At 35.4% G+C, this 20,826-nt stretch carries 12 protein-coding genes; 3 read left to right on the forward strand and 9 right to left on the reverse strand.

Annotated features, from left to right (window positions below):
- Window positions 1-5: 5 nt before the first annotated feature.
- Together H599_RS0104820 and H599_RS0104825 are read right to left on the reverse strand one after the other, a co-directional pair.
- Complete coding sequence (locus H599_RS0104820) at window positions 6-668, reverse strand: response regulator (RefSeq protein WP_026713085.1); 663 nt, start codon at window positions 666-668, stop codon at window positions 6-8.
- A 99-nt stretch (window positions 669-767) separates the two neighbouring features.
- Entirely contained in the window at window positions 768-1,181 is a 414-nt protein-coding gene (locus tag H599_RS0104825) for a DUF4293 domain-containing protein (RefSeq protein ID WP_026713086.1), read from the reverse strand.
- Between the two features lie 183 nt (window positions 1,182-1,364).
- Here H599_RS0104825 and rho point away from each other — a divergent pair, with 183 nt between their 5' ends.
- Window positions 1,365-3,155: a transcription termination factor Rho gene (rho, locus tag H599_RS0104830; protein WP_026713087.1), complete on the forward strand. Its 1,791-nt coding sequence runs from the start codon at window positions 1,365-1,367 to the stop codon at window positions 3,153-3,155.
- 117 nt (window positions 3,156-3,272) lie between these two features.
- Here rho and H599_RS0104835 read toward each other — a convergent pair whose 3' ends face one another.
- From H599_RS0104835 to H599_RS0104850, 4 genes are all read right to left on the reverse strand, one after another.
- The gene (locus tag H599_RS0104835) at window positions 3,273-4,487 is read right to left on the reverse strand and encodes an RsmB/NOP family class I SAM-dependent RNA methyltransferase (protein ID WP_026713088.1); all 1,215 of its coding nucleotides are present in this window, start codon (window positions 4,485-4,487) and stop codon (window positions 3,273-3,275) included.
- A gap of 232 nt (window positions 4,488-4,719) precedes the next feature.
- Complete coding sequence (locus H599_RS0104840; RefSeq protein WP_026713089.1) at window positions 4,720-5,607, reverse strand: dienelactone hydrolase family protein; 888 nt, start codon at window positions 5,605-5,607, stop codon at window positions 4,720-4,722.
- Window positions 5,608-5,727: 120 nt separating this feature from the next.
- Window positions 5,728-7,989 (reverse strand): TonB-dependent siderophore receptor, encoded by a 2,262-nt coding sequence (locus H599_RS0104845; protein WP_026713090.1) that lies wholly within the window; start codon window positions 7,987-7,989, stop codon window positions 5,728-5,730.
- 329 nt (window positions 7,990-8,318) lie between these two features.
- Window positions 8,319-9,716 (reverse strand): alpha/beta hydrolase family protein, encoded by a 1,398-nt coding sequence (locus H599_RS0104850; protein ID WP_026713091.1) that lies wholly within the window; start codon window positions 9,714-9,716, stop codon window positions 8,319-8,321.
- A gap of 191 nt (window positions 9,717-9,907) precedes the next feature.
- Here H599_RS0104850 and pafA point away from each other — a divergent pair, with 191 nt between their 5' ends.
- Window positions 9,908-11,521 (forward strand): alkaline phosphatase PafA, encoded by a 1,614-nt coding sequence (gene pafA / locus H599_RS0104855; protein ID WP_026713092.1) that lies wholly within the window; start codon window positions 9,908-9,910, stop codon window positions 11,519-11,521.
- A gap of 62 nt (window positions 11,522-11,583) precedes the next feature.
- On the opposite strand, the gene lysA is transcribed toward pafA, so the two are convergent.
- The 3 genes from lysA to gltB all read right to left on the reverse strand — a co-directional run bounded on the left by lysA (window position 11,584) and on the right by gltB (window position 18,987).
- Window positions 11,584-12,801 carry a diaminopimelate decarboxylase gene (gene lysA, locus H599_RS0104860; RefSeq protein ID WP_026713093.1) on the reverse strand — a complete coding sequence of 406 codons (1,218 nt, stop codon included), beginning with the start codon at window positions 12,799-12,801 and terminating at the stop codon, window positions 11,584-11,586.
- A gap of 212 nt (window positions 12,802-13,013) precedes the next feature.
- Complete coding sequence (locus H599_RS0104865; protein WP_026713094.1) at window positions 13,014-14,468, reverse strand: glutamate synthase subunit beta; 1,455 nt, start codon at window positions 14,466-14,468, stop codon at window positions 13,014-13,016.
- A 4-nt stretch (window positions 14,469-14,472) separates the two neighbouring features.
- Entirely contained in the window at window positions 14,473-18,987 is a 4,515-nt protein-coding gene (gene gltB / locus H599_RS0104870) for a glutamate synthase large subunit (RefSeq protein WP_026713095.1), read from the reverse strand.
- A 422-nt stretch (window positions 18,988-19,409) separates the two neighbouring features.
- Here gltB and sucC point away from each other — a divergent pair, with 422 nt between their 5' ends.
- A complete protein-coding gene (sucC, locus tag H599_RS0104875) occupies window positions 19,410-20,603 on the forward strand; it encodes an ADP-forming succinate--CoA ligase subunit beta (RefSeq protein WP_026713096.1) in 1,194 nt (397 codons plus the stop codon).
- Window positions 20,604-20,826 lie beyond the last annotated feature (223 nt).

Here is a 20,826-nt window from a genome sequence, read left to right on the forward strand (position 1 = left end):
TCAGATTAAGATTTGATTAAGTTGTTTTTTAAGGCAAATTTGACCAAACTAATGGTGTTTTTGGCATTTAATTTCTTCAAAATTTTTTTACGATGTGTTTCAACCGTATTGGAACTGATAAAAAGTTTTTCGGAGATTTCTTTTCCACTGTATTCTAAGGCGATGAGTGTGATAATTTCGATTTCTCTTCCGGTTAACTGGTATTCCGGACTAATGGTGGTTTGGTTGAGTTTTGGATTCTTTTTAGTAGCCGAATCAAAAATAGTTTCCCGAACCTGATTAGAGAAATATTCCTCGCCGGTACTTACAACCTGTATAGCTTCTACAATACTTTCTCCGGCACATTGTTTAGACAAATAGCCGCTTGCGCCTAATTTCATCACTTCCTGAATTATTTTCAGATCGTCATAAGTCGAAAGTACAATTACTTTGCAGGGAAAACCTTTTTTAGAAAATTCCTTAAGTACTTCGATACCGTCTTTTTCGGGCATGCTAATATCCAAAACTAAAATGTCAGTAGCATTATTGGTTACTTCTTCAAAAAGGGTTGTTCCTTTTAGTGAATAACCTACTACGTTGAATTTAGGAATTGAATTTAATAAGGTTCGCATGCCATCAATTAGTACTTTGTGGTCATCGGCTAAATGAATTCGTATTGTTTTTTCCATGATTGCAAACTAATGGTTTCAAATGTACAAAATAGAACACAAAAAAACCCGAATATTAAATTCGGGTTTCCTTCGCACTAATAAATTAAAATTATAGGGTTACCTCAATCTGTCCACAGATTTTACAAGATCTTCATCTTTTTTAATCGCTTTGTTAGCTAAAACTAATGCCACGATTGCAAAAATAGGCAGAAACATCCCAATACCTTTCTCAGAAACTACAGGAGTTTCTCCAGATAAATTTAGTGAACGATATAAAAACAATCCTAATAAAATCAAATTTAATATGATATTCAATCTGCCAATGACAAATTGATTTTGTCTTTTTTTATAGGATAAAATGCTTAATACGGATAATGTGGTACTTAGTCCAAACAAAACAATATACAACTGATTTTGCATAAACAAAAAGGCTTTACCGTTGCTCAAAGTCCATAAAGGAAAAATAAAAGGCAAAACTCCTGTAATAACAAAAGCTAAAAGTAAATATACGGTTTGAATTCGCTGTATCATATTCTCAATATTGCTTTACAAAAATATATTTTCTTTTTTTAAAATACTATTGTATCCTAATTTTTTATTCGTATTATTGCATTACAATACCGTAAGCACTTCATACTGCGGTGAATTCAAAATAAAAAATACACCTAAATCTTTTCAAGATTCCCCATCTTTAATTAAATTCATAGAATATTCATGTTTGATATTTCTGCATTAAAAGAAATGAAGCTTTCTGAGCTTCAACAAATAGCTAAAGCAGCTAAAACAATAAAATATAACGGTGTTAAAAAAGAAGCTTTAATTACAAGTATTTTGGAATTTCAAAGCACTTTGGCAGCCACAGTAGTTGCCGATGAAGCTCCCGTGGCAGAGGCAGATAATAAACCTAAAAGAGTTCGTATTACCCCGGCTAAAAAGCAGTCAGCTCCAAAAAATGAAGTTGTTGCTCATGAGGAAACAGCAGAAGCAGTGCAAACTGATGAGAAAACAGCGTTTCAGGCTGATACTGTTGTAAACGATGTGGTTGCGGGAGAATCTGATAAAAAATCAGAAGAAACAGCTGCCGCCGAAAAACCAAAAGCAGTTAAGTTTAATAAAGCGAATTATGAAAAGAAAGTCGCTTTAAAGAAAAACAAAGAAAATAAAGAAGCTACTAATGATAATCCGGTAGCTGTTGAAACAGCTCAAATGGATGTTGTATCGGAAGTTGCAACTCCGGCTCCGCAAAAGAAAATAAATCCACATGAGCGCAAGCGAACTGATGAAGTAAATCAGAATAAGCAAAATCAAAATCAAAATAATCCTAATCAGAACCAGAATCAAAATCACAAAAATAAGAAGAACACTAATTTTAGAGATGCTGATTTTGAATTTGACGGAATCATTGAAAGTGAAGGGGTATTAGAAATGATGCCTGACGGTTATGGTTTTTTACGTTCTTCCGATTATAACTATTTAGCTTCCCCTGACGATATTTATTTGTCAACATCCCAAATCAGATTGTTTGGATTGAAAACCGGAGATACCGTAAAAGGAGTGGTAAGACCTCCAAAAGAAGGAGAGAAATTCTTTCCTTTAGTACGCGTTTTAAAAATTAACGGACATGACCCGCAGGTAGTGAGAGACCGAATTTCATTCGAACATTTAACTCCTGTTTTTCCTTCAGAAAAATTCAAATTAGCCGAAAGAGAAAGTACCATTTCTACCCGAATTATCGATTTGTTTTCTCCAATAGGAAAAGGACAACGTGGTATGATTGTAGCCCAGCCAAAAACGGGTAAAACTATGCTGTTGAAGGAAATAGCCAATGCTATCGCAGCGAATCATCCCGAAGTATATCTTATTGTTTTGTTGATTGATGAACGTCCTGAGGAGGTTACGGATATGCAGCGTTCGGTAAGAGGTGAAGTAATTGCTTCTACTTTTGACAGAGAACCACAGGAACACGTTAAAATTGCGAATATCGTTTTAGAAAAATCAAAACGTTTGGTAGAATGCGGTCATGATGTGGTGATTTTGTTAGACTCTATTACGCGTTTAGCGCGAGCTTACAATACCGTTCAACCGGCTTCTGGTAAGGTATTGAGTGGGGGGGTGGATGCTAATGCTTTGCAAAAACCAAAACGTTTCTTTGGAGCGGCTCGTAATGTTGAAAAAGGAGGTTCCTTAAGTATTATTGCTACGGCTTTAACCGAAACAGGTTCGAAAATGGATGAGGTTATTTTCGAAGAATTTAAAGGAACGGGTAATATGGAGTTGCAATTAGACAGAAAAATTGCCAACAAACGTATTTTTCCTGCGATTGATTTGACTTCTTCAAGTACGCGTCGTGATGATTTATTACTGGATGATAATACGCTGCAAAGAATGTGGATTATGCGTAAGTACCTTTCGGATATGAACCCAATTGAGGCTATGGAATTTATCAACGATCGTTTTAGAAAAACCAGAAATAACGAAGAGTTTTTGATTTCGATGAACGACTAGGTTAATGTCAATTTCAATCACAGTATCAATAAAAAAAAGTTCCGTTTTCTAATCAGAAAACGGAACTTTTTTTTAGCAATCACTTTTGAATTTGTTATTGCAATTGTTTAGTACAATTTATATTTTTCTCTCTAAAAGTGCCATATAAAATCCGTCAAAGCCAGATTCAGAAGCTAAAATTTTATGGTCTTTTACAAAGGTGAATTGTTTCCCGATTTCTGTTTTCAAAAAACGTTCTACCTGTTCCTGATTTTCTGAAGGAAGAACCGAACAAGTGGCGTAAACCAATTTTCCGCCCGGTTTTACAATTTTAGAATAATTCTCTAAAACTTCCGCCTGAACTTTGCGGATGTTGTCTATGAATTCCGGTTGTAATTTCCATTTGGCATCCGGATTTCTTTTTAAAACTCCCAATCCGCTACAAGGCGCGTCAATCAACACGCGATCTGCTTTTTCGTGCAGTTTTTTGATCACTTTTGTACTGTCAATAATACGGTATTCAATGTTGAAAGCGCTATTTCTTTTGGCTCTTAATTTTAATTGCTTCAATTTGCTTTCGTACAAATCCATCGCAATCAATTGTCCTTTGTTTTCCATTAAAGAAGCAATATGCAACGTTTTTCCACCCGCACCAGCACAGGTATCCACCACGCGCATTCCTGGTTTTACATCTAAAAAAGGAGCGACTAATTGTGAACTGGCATCCTGTACTTCAAATAATCCCTGTTTGAAAGCATCAGTTAGGAAAACATTGGCGCGTTCTTTTAATACCAAAGCATCTGCCTGATTGGGTAAAAATTCAGTTTCGATGTCTAAGTCCATTAAGATGGCTCTTAATTTCTCTTTGGTTGTTTTTAACGTATTGGTTCTAAGAATAACTTTGGCCTGTTGGTTTTGAGCTGTAATTTCTTTAGCCCAAACTTTTTCGCCTAATTCTTTTACCCCCAATTCATCCATCCAGTCCGGAATAGATTCTTTGATCGCTCTGTTTTTTGATAATTCATCAAAACGTCCTTTGATTTTTCGCTCCGGAGTTCCTTCCAGCTGACGCCAATCCGGAATAGGGTAGCCTCTTAAAACAGCCCAGGCAGCAAACATTCTCCAAAGGTTATCTCTGTCATAAGGTTCTTTTACATCGGCAATTTCGGCATATAATCTTTTCCAACGAACGATTTCGTAGATGGTTTCTGCAACAAATTTTCTATCGGAACTTCCCCAGCGTTTGTCTTTTTTTAATGCTCTTGCTACTACTTTGTCGGCATATTCTCCTTCGTTAAAAATAGCATTTAGCGAATCAATAGTAGTATATACTAAGTTTCTGTGTAATCTCATCTTAATTATTTGAGCTGCAAAGGTACTATTAAATGATTTGAAAGTAAATTAAAATTTTAATTCTGTAAAAATGATTTTTGTTTCGTAAAATATTTTTGAAAAGTAGTATCTTTTCGTGCAGTTTTAGAAAAGTTTTTTGAAAAAAAATACCGTGAATTCGCAAATTTTAAAATCAGATATTCTTAAAATTAATTAGCGAATTTGCGGTAAATAATATTTTTAAATGGAGTTCTTATTTTAATTTCTCTTTAAAAAAAGCTAAGGTTCTTTCCCAGGCTAAAGTAGCAGCCTTTTCATCATATCGAGGTGTGGTATTGTTGTGAAAGCCGTGATTGACATTGGGATAAATATGTGCTGTGTTTTCGACTTTATTTTTATTCAAAATCGCTTCAAAAGCAGGCCAGCCTTCATTGACTCGGCTGTCTAAGCCGGCATATTGTAATAATAAAGGGGTCTTGATTTTTTCGGCTTCCTCGGCTGTAGGTTGGCCACCGTAAAAAGGAACTGCCGCTTTTAAGCTTGGTATTTTTACTGCCATTAAATTAGCAATCCAACCACCAAAACAAAAACCAACCACACCAATATTTCCATCGCAGTCCGGATTATTCTTCAAATGATAATATGCGGCGATAAAATCTTCCAACATTTCATAACGCTCTCTTTTTTTCTGCATTTCACGACCTTCGTCATCATTTCCGGGATAGCCGCCAAGCGGAGTTAAAGCGTCCGGAGCTAAACTTATAAATCCGTCCACAGCCAAGCGGCGACCTACATCTTCTATGTAAGGATTGAGTCCGCGGTTTTCGTGAACAACAATTACTCCGGGAAGTTTTTTAGGAGCTTTTTTGGGTTTAGAAAGCAGGCCTTTTATTTTTCCTCCACCTTTAGGTGATTCGTAAAAAATATAATCCGAATCGATGCGGGGATCATTTGGTTGAATAGTGATGGAATTGACATAATCTGGAGTAATAAAGCTCAAAAGAGAGGGGAGAGTCAAACTTCCAACGGCAAATACCGATAGCTTTTCGATAAATTGTCTTCGCTCGATTTTGTTATGTGCATAATCGTCATACAGGTCAAAAATTTCCTGACTTATGTCTTCTTTGGTTATTTTTTTCATTTTTAAAAAGGATTGGTTTCTTAAAAGAACTTAAAGATACTTATTTATCCAATTGATTTTAAATAAAAAAAGCTCCTGAACAAACAGGAGCTTACAAAAAAAAAAATAAAATTATCAAGACTAGAATTTGTATTTGATACTTGCCAAAACCTGACGAGGAGCAATTGGGTTTGCACTGTAATTTTCGTGAACCGTATAATTTAACTCGTTAGTAATATTAGATAATTTGCATAAGATGGAGAATTTTTTCCATTCGTACCCTACAGAGGCATCAACTGTAGCGTAACCATCCACAGGAACTTCTCTGTCCTGAATAATTAGATTTCCAGGATTATTTGGGTCATCTATATAACGATTATTCCATCCTGCAATACGATCACCAATATAGTTTCCGATTGCTCCTACAGAAAATCCTTTTAAAACTCCTGAAGGTACAGTGTAAAAGAAACTTAAATTAGCTGTTGTGGTAGGTGTTCTCGCCACACGATCTCCTTTGATTGAGTTTCCTACTGCAACCGGAACATCTCCAAATCTCATATCATTGTAGCTATAACCTGCATTAATTTTAAATCCTTCAAAAGGTCTCGCAGTTACATCGATTTCAACCCCTTTACTTTTAGTTTCACCACTCATGATTTTCAGATTTGAATTGGTATTTGGAGTAACTCCATCCGCTTCAAAAGGAGCAGTTTGAACTAAATTATTATTTTTAATTATATATAAAGTAACGTTTGTGCTTAAAAAGCCTCTCAAGAAGTCTGTTTTAACACCTGCTTCATATTGATCGATAATTGAAGCATCAAGAGGTTTGTCATCGTAAGTGTTTCCGGTATTTGGTGTAAATGAATTAGAATAACTGGCAAATAATGAAACATCTTTTGATGGTTGAACAACTAACCCTATTTTAGGAGAAAATGCATTGTCTAAACGTTTAGGAGCTTCTGATACACTGGTAGCAGTTGTTGGTAAATTATAGGTAATAGCTTGAGATTCCTGCCAAGACCAACGGATTCCTGCTAAAACTTTGATGTAATCTGTAAAAGAAATTAAATCCTGAGCATATACTCCAAAACGGTTGTATTCGGTATTGATATATCTTGTGGCTGCTGTTGTAAATGGATTTACAGTGCTTTCTGTACTTGGATCGTAAGTAAAAAGATTAATAGTTTTATCTGATGTTACAACCTTACCGTCGCTATCATAAAAAGCAAATGTGTATGAGGTAGTCAGAGAGTTTTCAAAGTCAGCACCTGTGAAAATCTGATGTTTGATTGATCCGGTGTTAAAATTCCCTTGTAAACTTAATTGATTTCCAAAGATTTTTTCTCTGTTATCATTTTTTGTTAAGCCTCTTTTCCAATCACCACGTACAGCATAGGTATCTAAGTTAGATAATTGTGAAGTTGAAGTTTGCGTTCTTTTATAATTTTGGAAGGAAGTATTGAAGTTTAATTTCCAGTTTTTATTAAAATCATGATTCAATAAAGCAGAAGCACTTGCTGATTTTGTATTTCCATTGGACCAAAGCGCACCATAATAGGTATTACGAGGCGTGTCTAAAATTTCTTTACCAATGATTCCTGTACCAAAATCCGGTGTCCAGTCAGCGCTTAAATAATCACCCTGAACAGTGATTTGTGTTTTGTCGGTAATTTTAAATAAGAATGAAGGATTGAAATAAACGCGTTCATTTTTAACAACGTCTCTAAAGCTTTCGGAGTTTTCATAAGAACCTGTAAAGCGGTAAGCGATTGATTTGTTTAGTGGACCATAAAAATCTACCGAAGGTTTGTAATAAGAGTAGCTTCCCGCCTGCATGGAGATTTCTCCCCCTCTTTCAAATTTAGGAGTTTTGGTAACCAAATTTAAAATTCCTCCAGGAGCTACATTTCCAAATAATAAAGCTGAACCTCCTTTTAAAAATTCTACTCTTTCTAATGATGAAACTTCAGGGATAGAACCTGCATTGTAACGAAAACCGTTTTTCAGCATATTATTAGCACTCATATCGTAACCTCTTGACCAGAATGATTCCTGAGCACCACCACGAGCCGATCCTACATAAACTCCGTTCGCATTTTTAATTACTTCACTCAAGCGGATAGCTTGTTGTTGCGTGATGATTTCGTTATCGATAACCTGAACACTTTGTGGTAAATCCATTGGTTTGATACCAGATCTTGAAACGGAAACCGGTTTATGAGGTTTGTTTCCGGTGACAACAATTTCTTTAAGGATTTGCCCTTTTTTGTTTTTTATGGTATCGAAAGGATTAGAAACAATCTCATCAGAAATATTATGATTTAATGCAGAAGCAATTTCCTGAGCCTGTGTAGCGATAGAAAATAATAATGCTATTGAGGGTAGTAAAACTTTTTTCATTTTGTTTTTTATTTGGATTCATTTAAAATAACAGCGCAAATGTATGACCTGAATTTGGTTTTACAAAATGTTATTTGGAATAAATAAAAATAAAAATTAACAAAACATTTATAAGTTGTTTAAAATTTCTTTTGTAAGTGTTTTTTAGAAAGAATTAAACTTTGTATATAAAGATATTTGTTTGTTTTAAGTTGTTGTATTTTAGTGTTTTGTGTTTTTTTGTTATGTTAGCTCTTAAATGGGATTAGAAAAAACAGAGATCTTGAAATTTTAGCAACAATTAGAATTGTTATAACTAAAAATCAGCTCTGACAAATGATTTTTTGGATTTATCTATTGATTTGAGGCGTTTTTAGGTGATTTTCAAAGAAATCATAAAGTGTTTTTAGGGAGGAAGCAGTTTGTGGAATAGCATGTCCCTTGCCGTAATTGATTAATGTAGAGGTTGGAACAGCTAAGGAGTCCAATTTATTTTTGAAATGTTTGATCTGATCGGTATAATAATGATCATCATCTGTATTATAAAAGAAAAGAGTAGGGGGTGCCGATTTTTCAACTAAAAAAGAAGAACCCATCGATTCCCACAAGCTTCTGTTCTCTTCCAAATTTCCCCAAACCCAGGGACATCTCTGTTCTAAATTTTTATCGCCATCGTCCAGCGTATTATATATTAAGGTATAGTCAAAAACACCAGGGCCTAAAGCGGCTGCCTGAACGTCAGCTGAAACTCCGATATGAAAACCGGCATTTTCAATTTCGTCAATTTTTTTATCACCAATAGCCATAGAGCCCGCAGTAGAACCTCGGGAAAAACCAAAAATTCCTATTCGATTTGAAAGTTTCATTTTATTTGCAAAAAAACGCAAAGTTCTGATTGCAGATTTTACTTTTTGAGCTGCATCAGGGTTAGTCTCGAACGATTTATAAGCATCATTTGGACCATTTTCAGGTTTTCCTTTTCCCCATTGGCAATATTTTGGATGATCGGCAATCGCCCAGGCCATCCCGTGAGCTGGTGCTCCTTCCAGAACAGAATCATTAAAACCGGCAAATGAATAGGGCAGATAAAGTCTTTGATCCTTAAAAGCATCTGTTAGCATCCCTTTTTTATCATCAAAAAAAGCATAGCTATTACTATAGGAAAATGATAAGATAGTTGGAACTTTTACTTTAGGATTAGCGGGATAAACAATATCCATGTGCAATGAATCTCCAACGGTATATTGCTCCGGAGTGTTGTAAATTTTGGGGTTATCAATGAAGTATGAAACATTTCTGGCTATTCGGTATCCTTCAAATAATACGTAAGATTTGGAAAGCGAACAGTTTTTTAAACCGCAAAAATTCCCCGAAGCGATAGAATCATTTATGGCAATGATGTCTTCATTTATTTTTAAGGCTTTGGCGTTTGTATCTTTTTTGTAGTTAAGTTCAATCACACGATATCCTTGCGAGAGTAACCAATTCACATTTTTCTTATTGCTGAATCTTCCAATTTTTTTTATAGAAAGATTTTTTAAATAAACAACCGTCACATAATTTCCGGAGTAATCTTTAAGCGGATTTTTGGATTCTGTGGTTTTGTATGTTATGGTGTTTCCGGTTGTTTGGCTTTTCCATTTTCCTGTAGCTGCAATACTTTTTGAAAAAATCAATAAAAAAAGAAATAATGAGAAAATTATTTTTTGAAAAAGTTGCTTGGTAAAAAGTGTGGAACGGTATTTCATATTTACTGGTTTCTGACTACAGTTTTGAAAGTGGTATGGAATATTACTAATATACAAAAATAAGTTTTTAAGTTAGATTAGGAGGCAAATGAGAAAATAGATTCTTTGCCATGTCTTATTAATTCCCTAACAATTTTCTAATGGAACACTATTTAAGAATTTGTATTTTTGCTTTTATATCAAAAATTATCATGAGAAAAATATTTTTACCTATTGCTTTAGTTGCAATTTTTAATGCTTTTTCGCAGCAAAGACCTAAGTTGGTTGTTGGGATTGTTGTAGATCAAATGAAAATGGAATACCTCTACCGTTTTTCGGATGATTTTTCTGCAAATGGTTTTCGCAGATTAATGGACGAAGGATACGTTTTTCATAACACACATTATAATTATATGCCAACTTATACCGGTCCCGGTCATGCTTCTATTTATACCGGAACGACGCCTGCAGTACACGGAATTGTTGGGAATACCTGGTTTGATAAGTCGGTGGGAAAATCAAGATATTGTACGGATGATGCTTCGGTAACACTTTTAGGAAAAGGAGATTTAGACGAAGGGCAAATGTCGCCGTTAAATTTACAAACGACTTCGGTTACCGATGAGTTGCGTTTAGGGACTAATTTTAAAGGGAAAGTTATCGGAATAAGTATTAAAGACCGTGGTGCGATTCTTCCGGCAGGGCATTTTGCTAATTGGGCTTTTTGGATGAGCAATTCCGGTAATTTTATTTCGAGTACTTTTTATGGAAATGATTTACCAAAATGGGTGGCTGATTTTAATTCGAAAAAAAAATATGAAGATTATTTAAACGGTGAATGGAATTTACTGAAACCGGAATCTGTTTATGATAAAAGTATAGCGGATGATAATGCTTACGAAGGACTTTTGTATGGAAGTAAAAAGCCTGTTTTTCCTTATGATTTAAAGTCAATGTATGCTGCAAAAGGTGCTAAAGTAATCAAGTCAACTCCTTTTGGGAATTCTATTTTGGCTGATTTTGCCAAAGAAACTATTGCTAATGAAAATCTGGGAGCAGATAATGACATCGATTTTTTGGCACTTAGTTTTTCGTCAACAGATTATATCGGACATTTAACAGGGCCTCGTTCCAGAGAAGTTCAGGATACTTATTTGCGATTGGATGAAACCATTGCTGATTTTCTAAATTATTTAGACAAAAAAGTAGGGAAGGGCAATTATTTGATATTTTTAACTGCTGATCATGCGGCTGCTGAGAATGTAAATTTTTTAAAAGATAATAAATATGCCGTAGAAGCGGTCGATTATAAAAAGTTGTCGAATATGTTGGATGAATTTTCTAAGAAAAGTTTTGGTGCAGATGTGGTTTTGAATTATTCTAATTACAATGTGTTTTTTGATAAAAAAATAATTAAAGAAAAAGGCTTGCAGTTAAATGAAGTCAAGCAGGTTTTTAAAGACTATTTGATGACTTTACCTCAGGTAAAACGAGTGTATAGCGAAGAAGAAATTTTAGCAGCAAATACTTCTGATTTTTATTTGAACTTTATTGCTAAAGGTTATGATCCTAAGCAAAATGGTGATTTAGTGATTTTGGACAAACCGGGTTATATTGAGCATGAAGGGACAGGAACCTCACACGGAACACCTTTTAATTACGATACTCACGTCCCTTTGTTGTTTTATGGTTGGAAAATAAAGAAAGGCGAATCATTTGATAGAAAAGTAATAACTCAAATTGCGCCAACAGTTGCACAAAAAATTAGAGTCGATTTTCCTAATGGTACAGAAGCAGCTGTGTTAACTGAAGTTTTAGGAAACTAAAATTGTATCGATTTATGTTTTAAACAAAAAAGGGACTACTTTGAGTCCCTTTTTTGTTGTTATTATTTTGCTACCGAAGTTGGTAAAGCAATTTGATTTCTTAATAAATCTTCGAAAGTTTCGTGTGCTCTGATTAAGTGCCCTTCTCCGTTAATCCATAAAACTTCTGCCGGTTTGTATCTTGAATTGTAGTTCGAAGACATAGAGTAGCAGTAAGCTCCTGCATTTCTGAAACAAAGGACATCTCCTTCAGCAATTTCCTGAATTCTGCGGTTGCTGGCAAAAGTATCTGTTTCACAAATGTAACCCACAATGGAGTAAAAACGCTCTTTTCCTTTTGGATTAGAGATGTTTTCAATGTGGTGTTGAGAACCGTAAAACATTGGGCGGATTAAGTGGTTGAACCCTGAATCAATTCCGGCAAATACGGTAGAAGTAGTTTGTTTTACTACGTTTACTTTGGCTAAGAAGAAACCGGCTTCACTTACCAAAAATTTACCCGGTTCAAAAATTAAAGTTAATTCTTTTCCGTATTCGTCACAAAAAGCGTTGAAACGTTTTGATAATTTTTTACCTAATTCTTCAATATCAGTCTCGATATCGTCTTTTTTGTAAGGAACTTTAAATCCGCTTCCAAAATCTAAGAATTCTAAGTTTTTGAAGTTTTTAGCAGCGTCAAATAAGATTTCGGCAGCATAAAGGAATACTTCGATATCTAAAATATCAGAACCGGTGTGCATGTGAATCCCTACAATGTTCATGTTGGTGTTTTCAACAATACGAACTAAATGAGGTAATTGGTGTACCGAAATACCAAATTTACTATCAATATGACCAACAGAAATGTTTTCGTTTCCACCCGCCATAACGTGTGGGTTGATACGGATACATACCGGAACATGTGGGTGTTTTGCACCAAATTGCTCTAATATTGAAAGGTTGTCGATGTTAATTTGAACTCCTAATGCATGTACTTCTTCAATTTCTTCCAGAGAAACTCCGTTTGGAGTGTAGAAGATTCTGTCAGGGGCATAGCCTGCATGAAGACCTAATTGTACTTCCTGAATAGAAACGGTGTCTAATCCGGAACCCATGTCTTTTAAAAGTTGTAATATAGAAATGTTAGACAACGCTTTCATGGCGTAGTTAATACGCAATTTTTCTACTTTAGAAAAAGCTTTAGTCAGTCTGTTATATTGTGATTGTATTTTCTCGGCATCATATACATATAATGGTGTGCCAAATTGTTCTGCTAATTGAAGTAAGTCTTTAGATTGCATTTTAGTAAGTTTTATGCAAATTTATTATTCTTTATTGATACTGCAATAGATAAAAATATTTCTAACAAATTCTAACAATAAGTTATATAATAAACCTAATGTGAGTTTTGTGTTTGTTTTTATCACATTGTTAATGATTTAAAAGAAAGTTTAAAAATAAAAAAGGCTATCTGAAATTACTTTCGGATAGCCTTTTTTTGAGTTATATAAGATTACAATGGAGGTAAATCTCCACCTTCTTTAGTTGGAAGGTTAGTAGTTCCCATTAAGAACAAATCAACTTCTCTGGCGGCTTCACGACCTTCAGAGATTGCCCAAACGATTAATGATTGTCCTCTTCTCATATCTCCCGCAGTAAATATGTTTGGTACATTCGTTTGGTAATTGTTGGCTTTGTAATTGCTTCTGAAATCAGTTTCAAGACCTAACTGCTCTGCTAAGTTTTTCTCCGGACCAGTGAAACCTAAAGCTAATAAAGCTAAATCACATGGCCATATTTTTTCAGAACCTTCAATCTCGATTAATTCCGGACGTTGTCCAGGAACCATTTTCCATTCAACATTTACAGTTTTAAGAGCTGTCAATTTACCATTAGCATCTTTGATGAACTCTTTGGTGTTAATTAACCAGTTTCTTTCACATCCTTCTTTGTGAGAAGAAGATGTTTTTAACTGTAAAGGCCAGAAAGGCCATGGTGTAGATTCGCTTCTTCCAACTGGTGGTTTTGGCATAATCTCAAAGTTAGTTACTGATTTTGCACCATGACGGTTAGAAGTACCCACACAGTCAGAACCTGTATCTCCACCTCCGATTACGATTACGTCTTTACCAGTAGCTAATACTTGGTTCTCGATTTTTTCACCCCAAACCACTTTAGTTTGTTGTGTTAAGAAATCCATTGCCTGAACTACACCGTCAGCATCTGCTCCCGGAGTTGGTAAACCTCTTCTTTCAGTAGCACCACCACAAAGAACGATTGCATCAAATACTTTCAAATCTTCGATAGAGTAGTTTACGCCAACGTTAGTGTTTACTTTGAAAGTGATGCCTTCTGCTTCAAGGATAGCGATACGACGGTCGATAATTTCTTTTTCTAATTTGAAATTAGGGATACCATAACGTAATAATCCACCGATAGCGTTGTCTCTTTCAAAAACAGTTACAGTGTGCCCTGCTCTGTTTAATTGTTGTGCAGCTGCTAAACCTGCAGGTCCCGAACCTACAACAGCAATTGTTTTTCCAGTTCTGTTTTTTGGAGGTTGCGGTTTAATCCAACCTTCCTGGAAAGCACGCTCCACAATGTTTTTTTCTATATTTTCGATAGAAATTGGATCATTGATAATTCCTAATACACATGCTTTTTCACATGGTGCCGGACATAAACGCCCTGTAAATTCAGGGAAGTTGTTTGTTGAATGTAAAATCCAGGAGGCTTTTTGCCATTCACCCTGGTGTACCATGTGGTTGAAATCAGGGATTAAATTCCCTAACGGACATCCACTGTGGCAAAATGGAATACCACAGTCCATACAACGTGATCCTTGTGTTGTAATTTCAGCTTCACTCAAAGGAACTGTAAATTCTTTATAATGCCCTACACGCTCTTCTACTGCTGTGTATGATTCATCTTTTCTTTCGAATTCTTTAAAACCTGTTACTTTTCCCATTGTATTATGCTGTTAATTCTTCTACCATTTGCACCCCAGATTTCAAACGCTCTAATGCTTTTTTGTACTCTGTAGGCATTACTTTTACAAAATTTTCTAAGCTTGTGTTCCAATCACTTAATAATTCGCTTCCTTTTGTACTGTTTGTATATTGTACGTGTCTTTCGATTAAGTGTTTTAATTCATCAGCTTCTTGTCCTTCTACTGTTTCAAATTCGATGGTTTCAGTATTACATAAACCGTTTTTGAATTTGTTTTCAGGATCGTAGATATAAGCGATACCACCACTCATACCTGCAGCAAAGTTTCTTCCTGTTTTTCCAAGGACTACTACTTTTCCTCCAGTCATGTACTCACAACCGTGGTCACCTACACCTTCAACAACTGCTGTAGCTCCTGAGTTACGAACTGCGAAACGCTCTCCTGCAATACCGTTGATGAAAGCTTCTCCTTCGATAGCACCGAATAAACAAACGTTACCTACGATGATGTTTTCTGAAGCAACAAAAGTAGCTTTTGCTGGTTTTTTGATGATTAATTTAGCTCCGGATAATCCTTTTCCTAAATAGTCATTAGTGTTCCCTTCCACTGTGAAAGTTAATCCGTGTGCACTAAATGCTCCTAAACTTTGTCCTGCTGAACCAGTAAAGTTGATATTTAAAGTGTCTTCCGGTAAACCTAAGTGTCCGTAAATTTTAGAAATTTCGTTACTAACAATAGCTCCTACTGAACGGTCAGTGTTTTTAATAGGGTATTCTAAAGTCATTTTTTCTTTTCTGTATAATGCACGGTGAGAGTCTTTTAAGATTTGGAAGTCCATTACATTGTCTAATCCGTGATCCTGTTTCTCTGTGTTGCGAACCACCATGTCTCTGTATGCTGCCGGACGGTGTAAGATTGATGATAAATCTAAACCTCTGGCTTTATAGTGAGTAATAGCTTTGTTAGAATTGATTTTATGTGTTTGACCAATCATTTCTTCTAAAGTTCTGAAACCAAGTTGGGCCATGATACCTCTTAATTCTTCTGCAACATAGTAGAAGAAGTTAATTACGTGCTCAGGAGTTCCTTTGAAGTTTTTACGTAATTCTTTGTCCTGAGTAGCAATACCAACTGGGCAAGTATTTAAGTGACATTTACGCATCATGATACATCCTGAAGCAACCAATGGAGCAGTAGCAAAACCGAATTCTTCAGCACCTAATAAAGCTGCGATAGCTACGTCACGACCTGTTTTTAACTGACCGTCACATTCTACAACAATACGGCTTCTTAAGTTGTTTAATACTAAAGTTTGTTGTGCTTCAGCCAATCCAAGTTCCCAAGGAAGACCAGCGTGTTTCAATGAAGTTAATGGAGAAGCTCCAGTTCCACCATCGTAACCTGCAATTAATACAACGTCAGCTTTTGCTTTAGCAACACCAGCAGCAATTGTACCAACACCAACTTCAGAAACTAATTTTACATTGATACGTGCTTCTCTATTGGCATTTTTCAAGTCGAAGATTAATTGTGCCAAATCTTCAATTGAATAAATATCGTGGTGTGGCGGAGGTGAAATCAATCCTACGAAAGGAGTTGAGTTACGAGCCGATGCAATCCAGGGTAATACTTTCTCACCGGGTAATTGTCCACCTTCTCCAGGTTTTGCACCCTGAGCCATTTTAATTTGAATCTCTTTTGCACTAGATAAGTAGTGAGAAGTTACTCCAAAACGTCCGGAAGCTACTTGTTTGATAGCCGAGTTACGACTGTCTCCGTTGATATCCGGTTGGAAACGGGTTCTGTCTTCTCCGCCTTCACCTGAATTGGATTTTCCACCAATACGGTTCATAGCGATAGCCAAGTTTTCGTGAGCTTCTCTAGAGATAGATCCATAAGACATCGCTCCGGTTTTGAAACGTTTTACGATAGCTGTCCATGGTTCTACTTCGTCTAATGGAATTGGATCTAAGTTATCAAATTCAAATAAACCGCGGATGGTCATTAAATTTTTAGCCTGATCGTTTACAGATTTAGCGTAAACATCATAACTAGCCTGATCACTTAAACGTACTGCTTGCTGTAATTTAGCAATAGTAGTTGGGTTGAACATGTGTCTTTCCCCGTTACGTCTCCATCTGTATTCTCCACCAATGTTTAATCCTAAACGATTAGGGATTAATACATCCGGATAAGCGTAGTTGTATCTTTCACTAATTTCTTTTTCGATTTCATACAATCCGATACCTTCAATTCTAGAAGCCGTGTAAGGGAAGTATTTTTCAACAAATTTAGAGTTGAAACCAACAATTTCGAAAATTTGAGAACCTCTGTAAGAATGTAATGTAGAGATACCAATTTTGTTCATGATTTTTAAAATACCTGAACCAATTGCTTTGTTGAAATTGTCAACTGCTTTTTGTTCGCTAATCCCTGTGATGAATCCTTCCTGTACTTGTACACGAATGATTTCGTTTACCATGTATGGGTTAATAGCACTAGCTCCATAACCAAATAATGTAGCGAAGTGGTGCGGTTCACGTGGTTCTGCTGATTCGATAATGATATCAAAATAAGAACGCTTGCGCAAACGGTTCATTTGATGGTGAACGTAAGAACAAGCTAATAAAGCCGGGATAGGAGCGAACTCTTTGTTAACACCTCTGTCTGATAAGATGATGATGTTAGTTCCTCTGTCAACTGCTTTACTGATTTGAGTAATGATATCCTCTAAAGCATTTTCTAAACCATTCAAACCTTTGTCTTTTTTGTATAAAATTTCAATGGTTTCCGCTTTGAAATGATCGATATCAATATTTCTGATTTTTTCTAAGTCGTCGTTAGAGATAACAGGATTTTGAATTCTTAATTTTCTACATTGCTTGCTTGAAATGTCAAAAATGTTTCTGTCCTGTCCTAAAGCTAAGCTAATATCAGTTACAATTTCCTCACGTATACCATCCAAAGGAGGGTTAGTTACCTGAGCAAATAATTGTTTGAAATAGTTAGGGATTAATTGAGGTCTGTCTGATAATACAGCAAGTGGAGTGTCAGTACCCATTGAACCCAAAGCTTCTTTACCAGCCTGAGCCATAGGAGTAATCATATCCTGAATATCCTCTAATGTATAGTTAAATAAACGTTCTCTTGTTTTTAAATCGATAGTTTCAATTGGACAGGCTTTAGTTGTGGTAGGAACGTCTCTTAAGTTCAAACGGTATTGTTTTAACCATTCTTTGTATGGTCTTTCAGAAACAATTTTGTTTTTAATTTCTTCGTCGTTTACAATACGTCCTTCGTTCATGTCAACCAGGAACATTTTTCCTGGCTCTAATCTACCGTGGCTTTCTACATCTTCCGGATCAACAGTTACAACTCCAATTTCAGAAGCCATAATCAATTTACCACTCTTAGTTACTGTATAACGAGAAGGTCTTAATCCGTTACGGTCTAATAAAGCTCCGATGTAATCTCCGTCAGAGAATGGTACAGAAGCAGGTCCGTCCCATGGTTCCATAATGCAAGCGTTGTATTCGTAGAACGCTTTTCTTTCTTCTGACATGGTTTTGTGTTTTTCCCATGCTTCAGGAATCATCATCATCATTACTTCCGGTAACGAACGTCCTGTATGTGTTAACAATTCAACAACCATATCCATAGAAGCTGAATCTGATTTTCCAGGTAAGATAATAGGGAATAACTTCTCTATTTGCGGACCGAATACATCACTTTTCATGATTTCTTCACGAACACGCATTCTGCTTACGTTACCTCTTAAAGTGTTAATCTCTCCATTTTGACACATGTATCTAAATGGTTGAGATAACTCCCAAGTAGGCATCGTATTAGTAGAGAAACGTTGGTGAACTAACGCCAAACGTGTTACTAAATCCGTTTGTTGTAAGTCAGTATAGTATGGCCCGATATCTTCAGGCATAATGATACCTTTATATATTAAGGTAGTAGTAGATAAACTAGGTACATAAAAATAAGAACTTTGCGAGATTTTAGAATTCGCAATAGTGTGCTCCGTAATTTTACGGGCAGCATATAACTTAGCTTTGAAAGTAGTTTCGTCAATAGCTTCGTTTTTACCAACAAAAATTTGTTCGATAGTAGGTTCAGAAGCTAAAGCGATTTCTCCTAATTGAGAAGAATCAACAGGAACTTCTCTCCATCCTAAAACAGAAAGTCCTTGTGCTTTAATTTCTTTTTCAAATATGTCTTTACAAAAAACGTATTGATTATTAATTTTTGGTAAAAATACCATCCCAACAGCATACTCACGTGGGGCAGGTAAATTGAAATCACAAACTCTATTGAAATATTCGTGAGGTATGTCAATCAAAAGTCCAGCTCCATCTCCCGTTTTTCCATCAGCACTAACACCACCACGGTGCTCTAGTTTTACTAGAATTTCTAATGCGTCGTGAATAATTTGATTTGTTTTCTCACCTTTAAGGTTGCAGATAAAACCAGCTCCACAGTTTTCATGCTCGAATTCTGGCAAATAAAGGCCTTGTTCTTTAAGTTTCATGCTTGATAATTTTTTTTACAAAAATAGATATTTCATTATATATAATGTATCGGTTAGGCTTATAATGAGTTACTTTTACAGGAATAATAGAAAAATGTATAATTAATAATAATAATTGCATTATTTGGGCTGTGTATTAACAAATTATTAATATTAAGAGGGTTTTGACCTGATATTTTGACAATTATTTCTTATTTTTTCAAATCGATAATTGATGAATTCCATGTAAAAACGTCAGTTCACTCTTTTTTTTGAGGCAAAATCTTTTTTTTGATAGAAAAAAAGCTGTGAAAACGTCTTTTTTTAACTTTATTTATAAGATATTTTAAATCACTAAAAAGATTTCAGTTTTAAGTTCGTTTTTAATACTTTTGTCGGACTTATTTTCTGAAATAAAATCAGATTCAGACAAATTCTATATTATGAACATACACGAATATCAAGGAAAAGAGATTTTAGCCAGCTACGGAGTTCGCGTTCAACGCGGGATCGTTGCTAACAGTCCAGTAGAAGCAGTTGCGGCTGCTAAACAATTAACTGCCGAAACGGGAACGAGTTGGTATGTTGTTAAAGCCCAAATTCACGCAGGTGGTCGTGGTAAAGGAGGCGGGGTGAAACTTGCTAAAGGAATTGACAAAGTGGAAGGTGTTGCAAGCGAAATTATCGGAATGCAATTAGTGACTCCTCAAACTTCTGCTGAGGGGAAAACTGTTCACAAAGTGTTAATTGCTGAGGATGTTTACTATCCTGGAGAATCTGAAACTTCTGAGTTTTATGTTTCTGTATTATTAAACAGAGCAACAGGACGTAATATGATTATGTATTCTACTGAAGGTGGAATGGATATCGAGGAAGTTGCTGAGCATACTCCACATTTAATCTTTACAGAAGAAATTGATCCGGCTGTAGGATTACAAGGTTTTCAGGCAAGAAGAATTGCTTTTAACTTAGGAGTTACTGGAAATGCATTCAAAGAAATGGTAAAATTCATCGATGCTTTATACAAAGCTTATATTGGTTCAGACGCTTCTATGTTTGAAATCAACCCGGTTTTGAAAACATCTGATAATAAAATTTTAGCGGTAGATGCTAAAGTAAATATTGACGATAACGCATTATACAGACAAAAAGCGTATGCTGATATGCGTGATGTTCGTGAAGAAAATCCAATTGAAGTAGAAGCTAAAGAAGTAGGATTGAACTATGTTGATCTTGACGGAACTGTAGGATGTATGGTAAACGGTGCCGGTCTTGCAATGGCAACTATGGATTTAATTAAATATGCAGGTTTTGAGCCGGCTAACTTCCTTGATGTAGGAGGAACTGCTGATGCAAAACGTGTGGAAACAGCTTTCCGTATTATCTTGAAAGATCCTAATGTAAAAGCTATTTTGATTAACATCTTTGGAGGAATCGTTCGTTGTGACCGTGTAGCTCAGGGTGTTGTTGATGCTTACAAAAACATGGGAGACGCTATCAATGTGCCAATCATTGTTCGTTTGCAAGGTACAAATGCTGAGATTGCAAAAGAATTAATCGATAATTCAGGAATGCCAATTTTATCTGCAGTTCAGTTCCAGGAAGCTGCTGATCAGGTTCAGGCTGCGCTTTCTTAATTAAGAAATTCTAATATATTGAAATCCTGTTCCTTTTGGGACAGGATTTTTTTTGTTTTCAATATTTGTATTAATTTAAGATTAACAGCTATATTGATTTGGAATTTTCAATAAAAGAAGTTGTTTTTTGTTATAAACTTATTTTTATCAAAGTTTATTTGTAAGGCTGTTATTTTTTAGGCAAATCAATTTTAAGACTTCTAAAAAGCGTTTTTAAGATTCA

The organism is Flavobacterium daejeonense DSM 17708 (genome assembly GCF_000425425.1).
Taxonomy (GTDB): domain Bacteria; phylum Bacteroidota; class Bacteroidia; order Flavobacteriales; family Flavobacteriaceae; genus Flavobacterium; species Flavobacterium daejeonense.

Excerpts from the sequence above, each read along its gene's own strand:
- H599_RS0104850 (WP_026713091.1), bottom strand. The coding sequence starts at position 9,716 with ATGAAATACCGTTCCACACTTTTTACCAAGCAACTTTTTCAAAAAATA.
- H599_RS0104865 (WP_026713094.1), bottom strand. The coding sequence starts at position 14,468 with ATGGGAAAAGTAACAGGTTTTAAAGAATTCGAAAGAAAAGATGAATCA.
- H599_RS0104820 (WP_026713085.1), bottom strand. The coding sequence starts at position 668 with ATGGAAAAAACAATACGAATTCATTTAGCCGATGACCACAAAGTACTA.
- lysA (WP_026713093.1), bottom strand. The coding sequence starts at position 12,801 with ATGCAATCTAAAGACTTACTTCAATTAGCAGAACAATTTGGCACACCA.
- sucC (WP_026713096.1), top strand. The coding sequence starts at position 19,410 with ATGAACATACACGAATATCAAGGAAAAGAGATTTTAGCCAGCTACGGA.
- H599_RS0104835 (WP_026713088.1), bottom strand. The coding sequence starts at position 4,487 with ATGAGATTACACAGAAACTTAGTATATACTACTATTGATTCGCTAAAT.
- H599_RS0104840 (WP_026713089.1), bottom strand. The coding sequence starts at position 5,607 with ATGAAAAAAATAACCAAAGAAGACATAAGTCAGGAAATTTTTGACCTG.
- H599_RS0104825 (WP_026713086.1), bottom strand. The coding sequence starts at position 1,181 with ATGATACAGCGAATTCAAACCGTATATTTACTTTTAGCTTTTGTTATT.
- gltB (WP_026713095.1), bottom strand. The coding sequence starts at position 18,987 with ATGAAACTTAAAGAACAAGGCCTTTATTTGCCAGAATTCGAGCATGAA.
- H599_RS0104845 (WP_026713090.1), bottom strand. The coding sequence starts at position 7,989 with ATGAAAAAAGTTTTACTACCCTCAATAGCATTATTATTTTCTATCGCT.
- rho (WP_026713087.1), top strand. The coding sequence starts at position 1,365 with ATGTTTGATATTTCTGCATTAAAAGAAATGAAGCTTTCTGAGCTTCAA.
- pafA (WP_026713092.1), top strand. The coding sequence starts at position 9,908 with ATGAGAAAAATATTTTTACCTATTGCTTTAGTTGCAATTTTTAATGCT.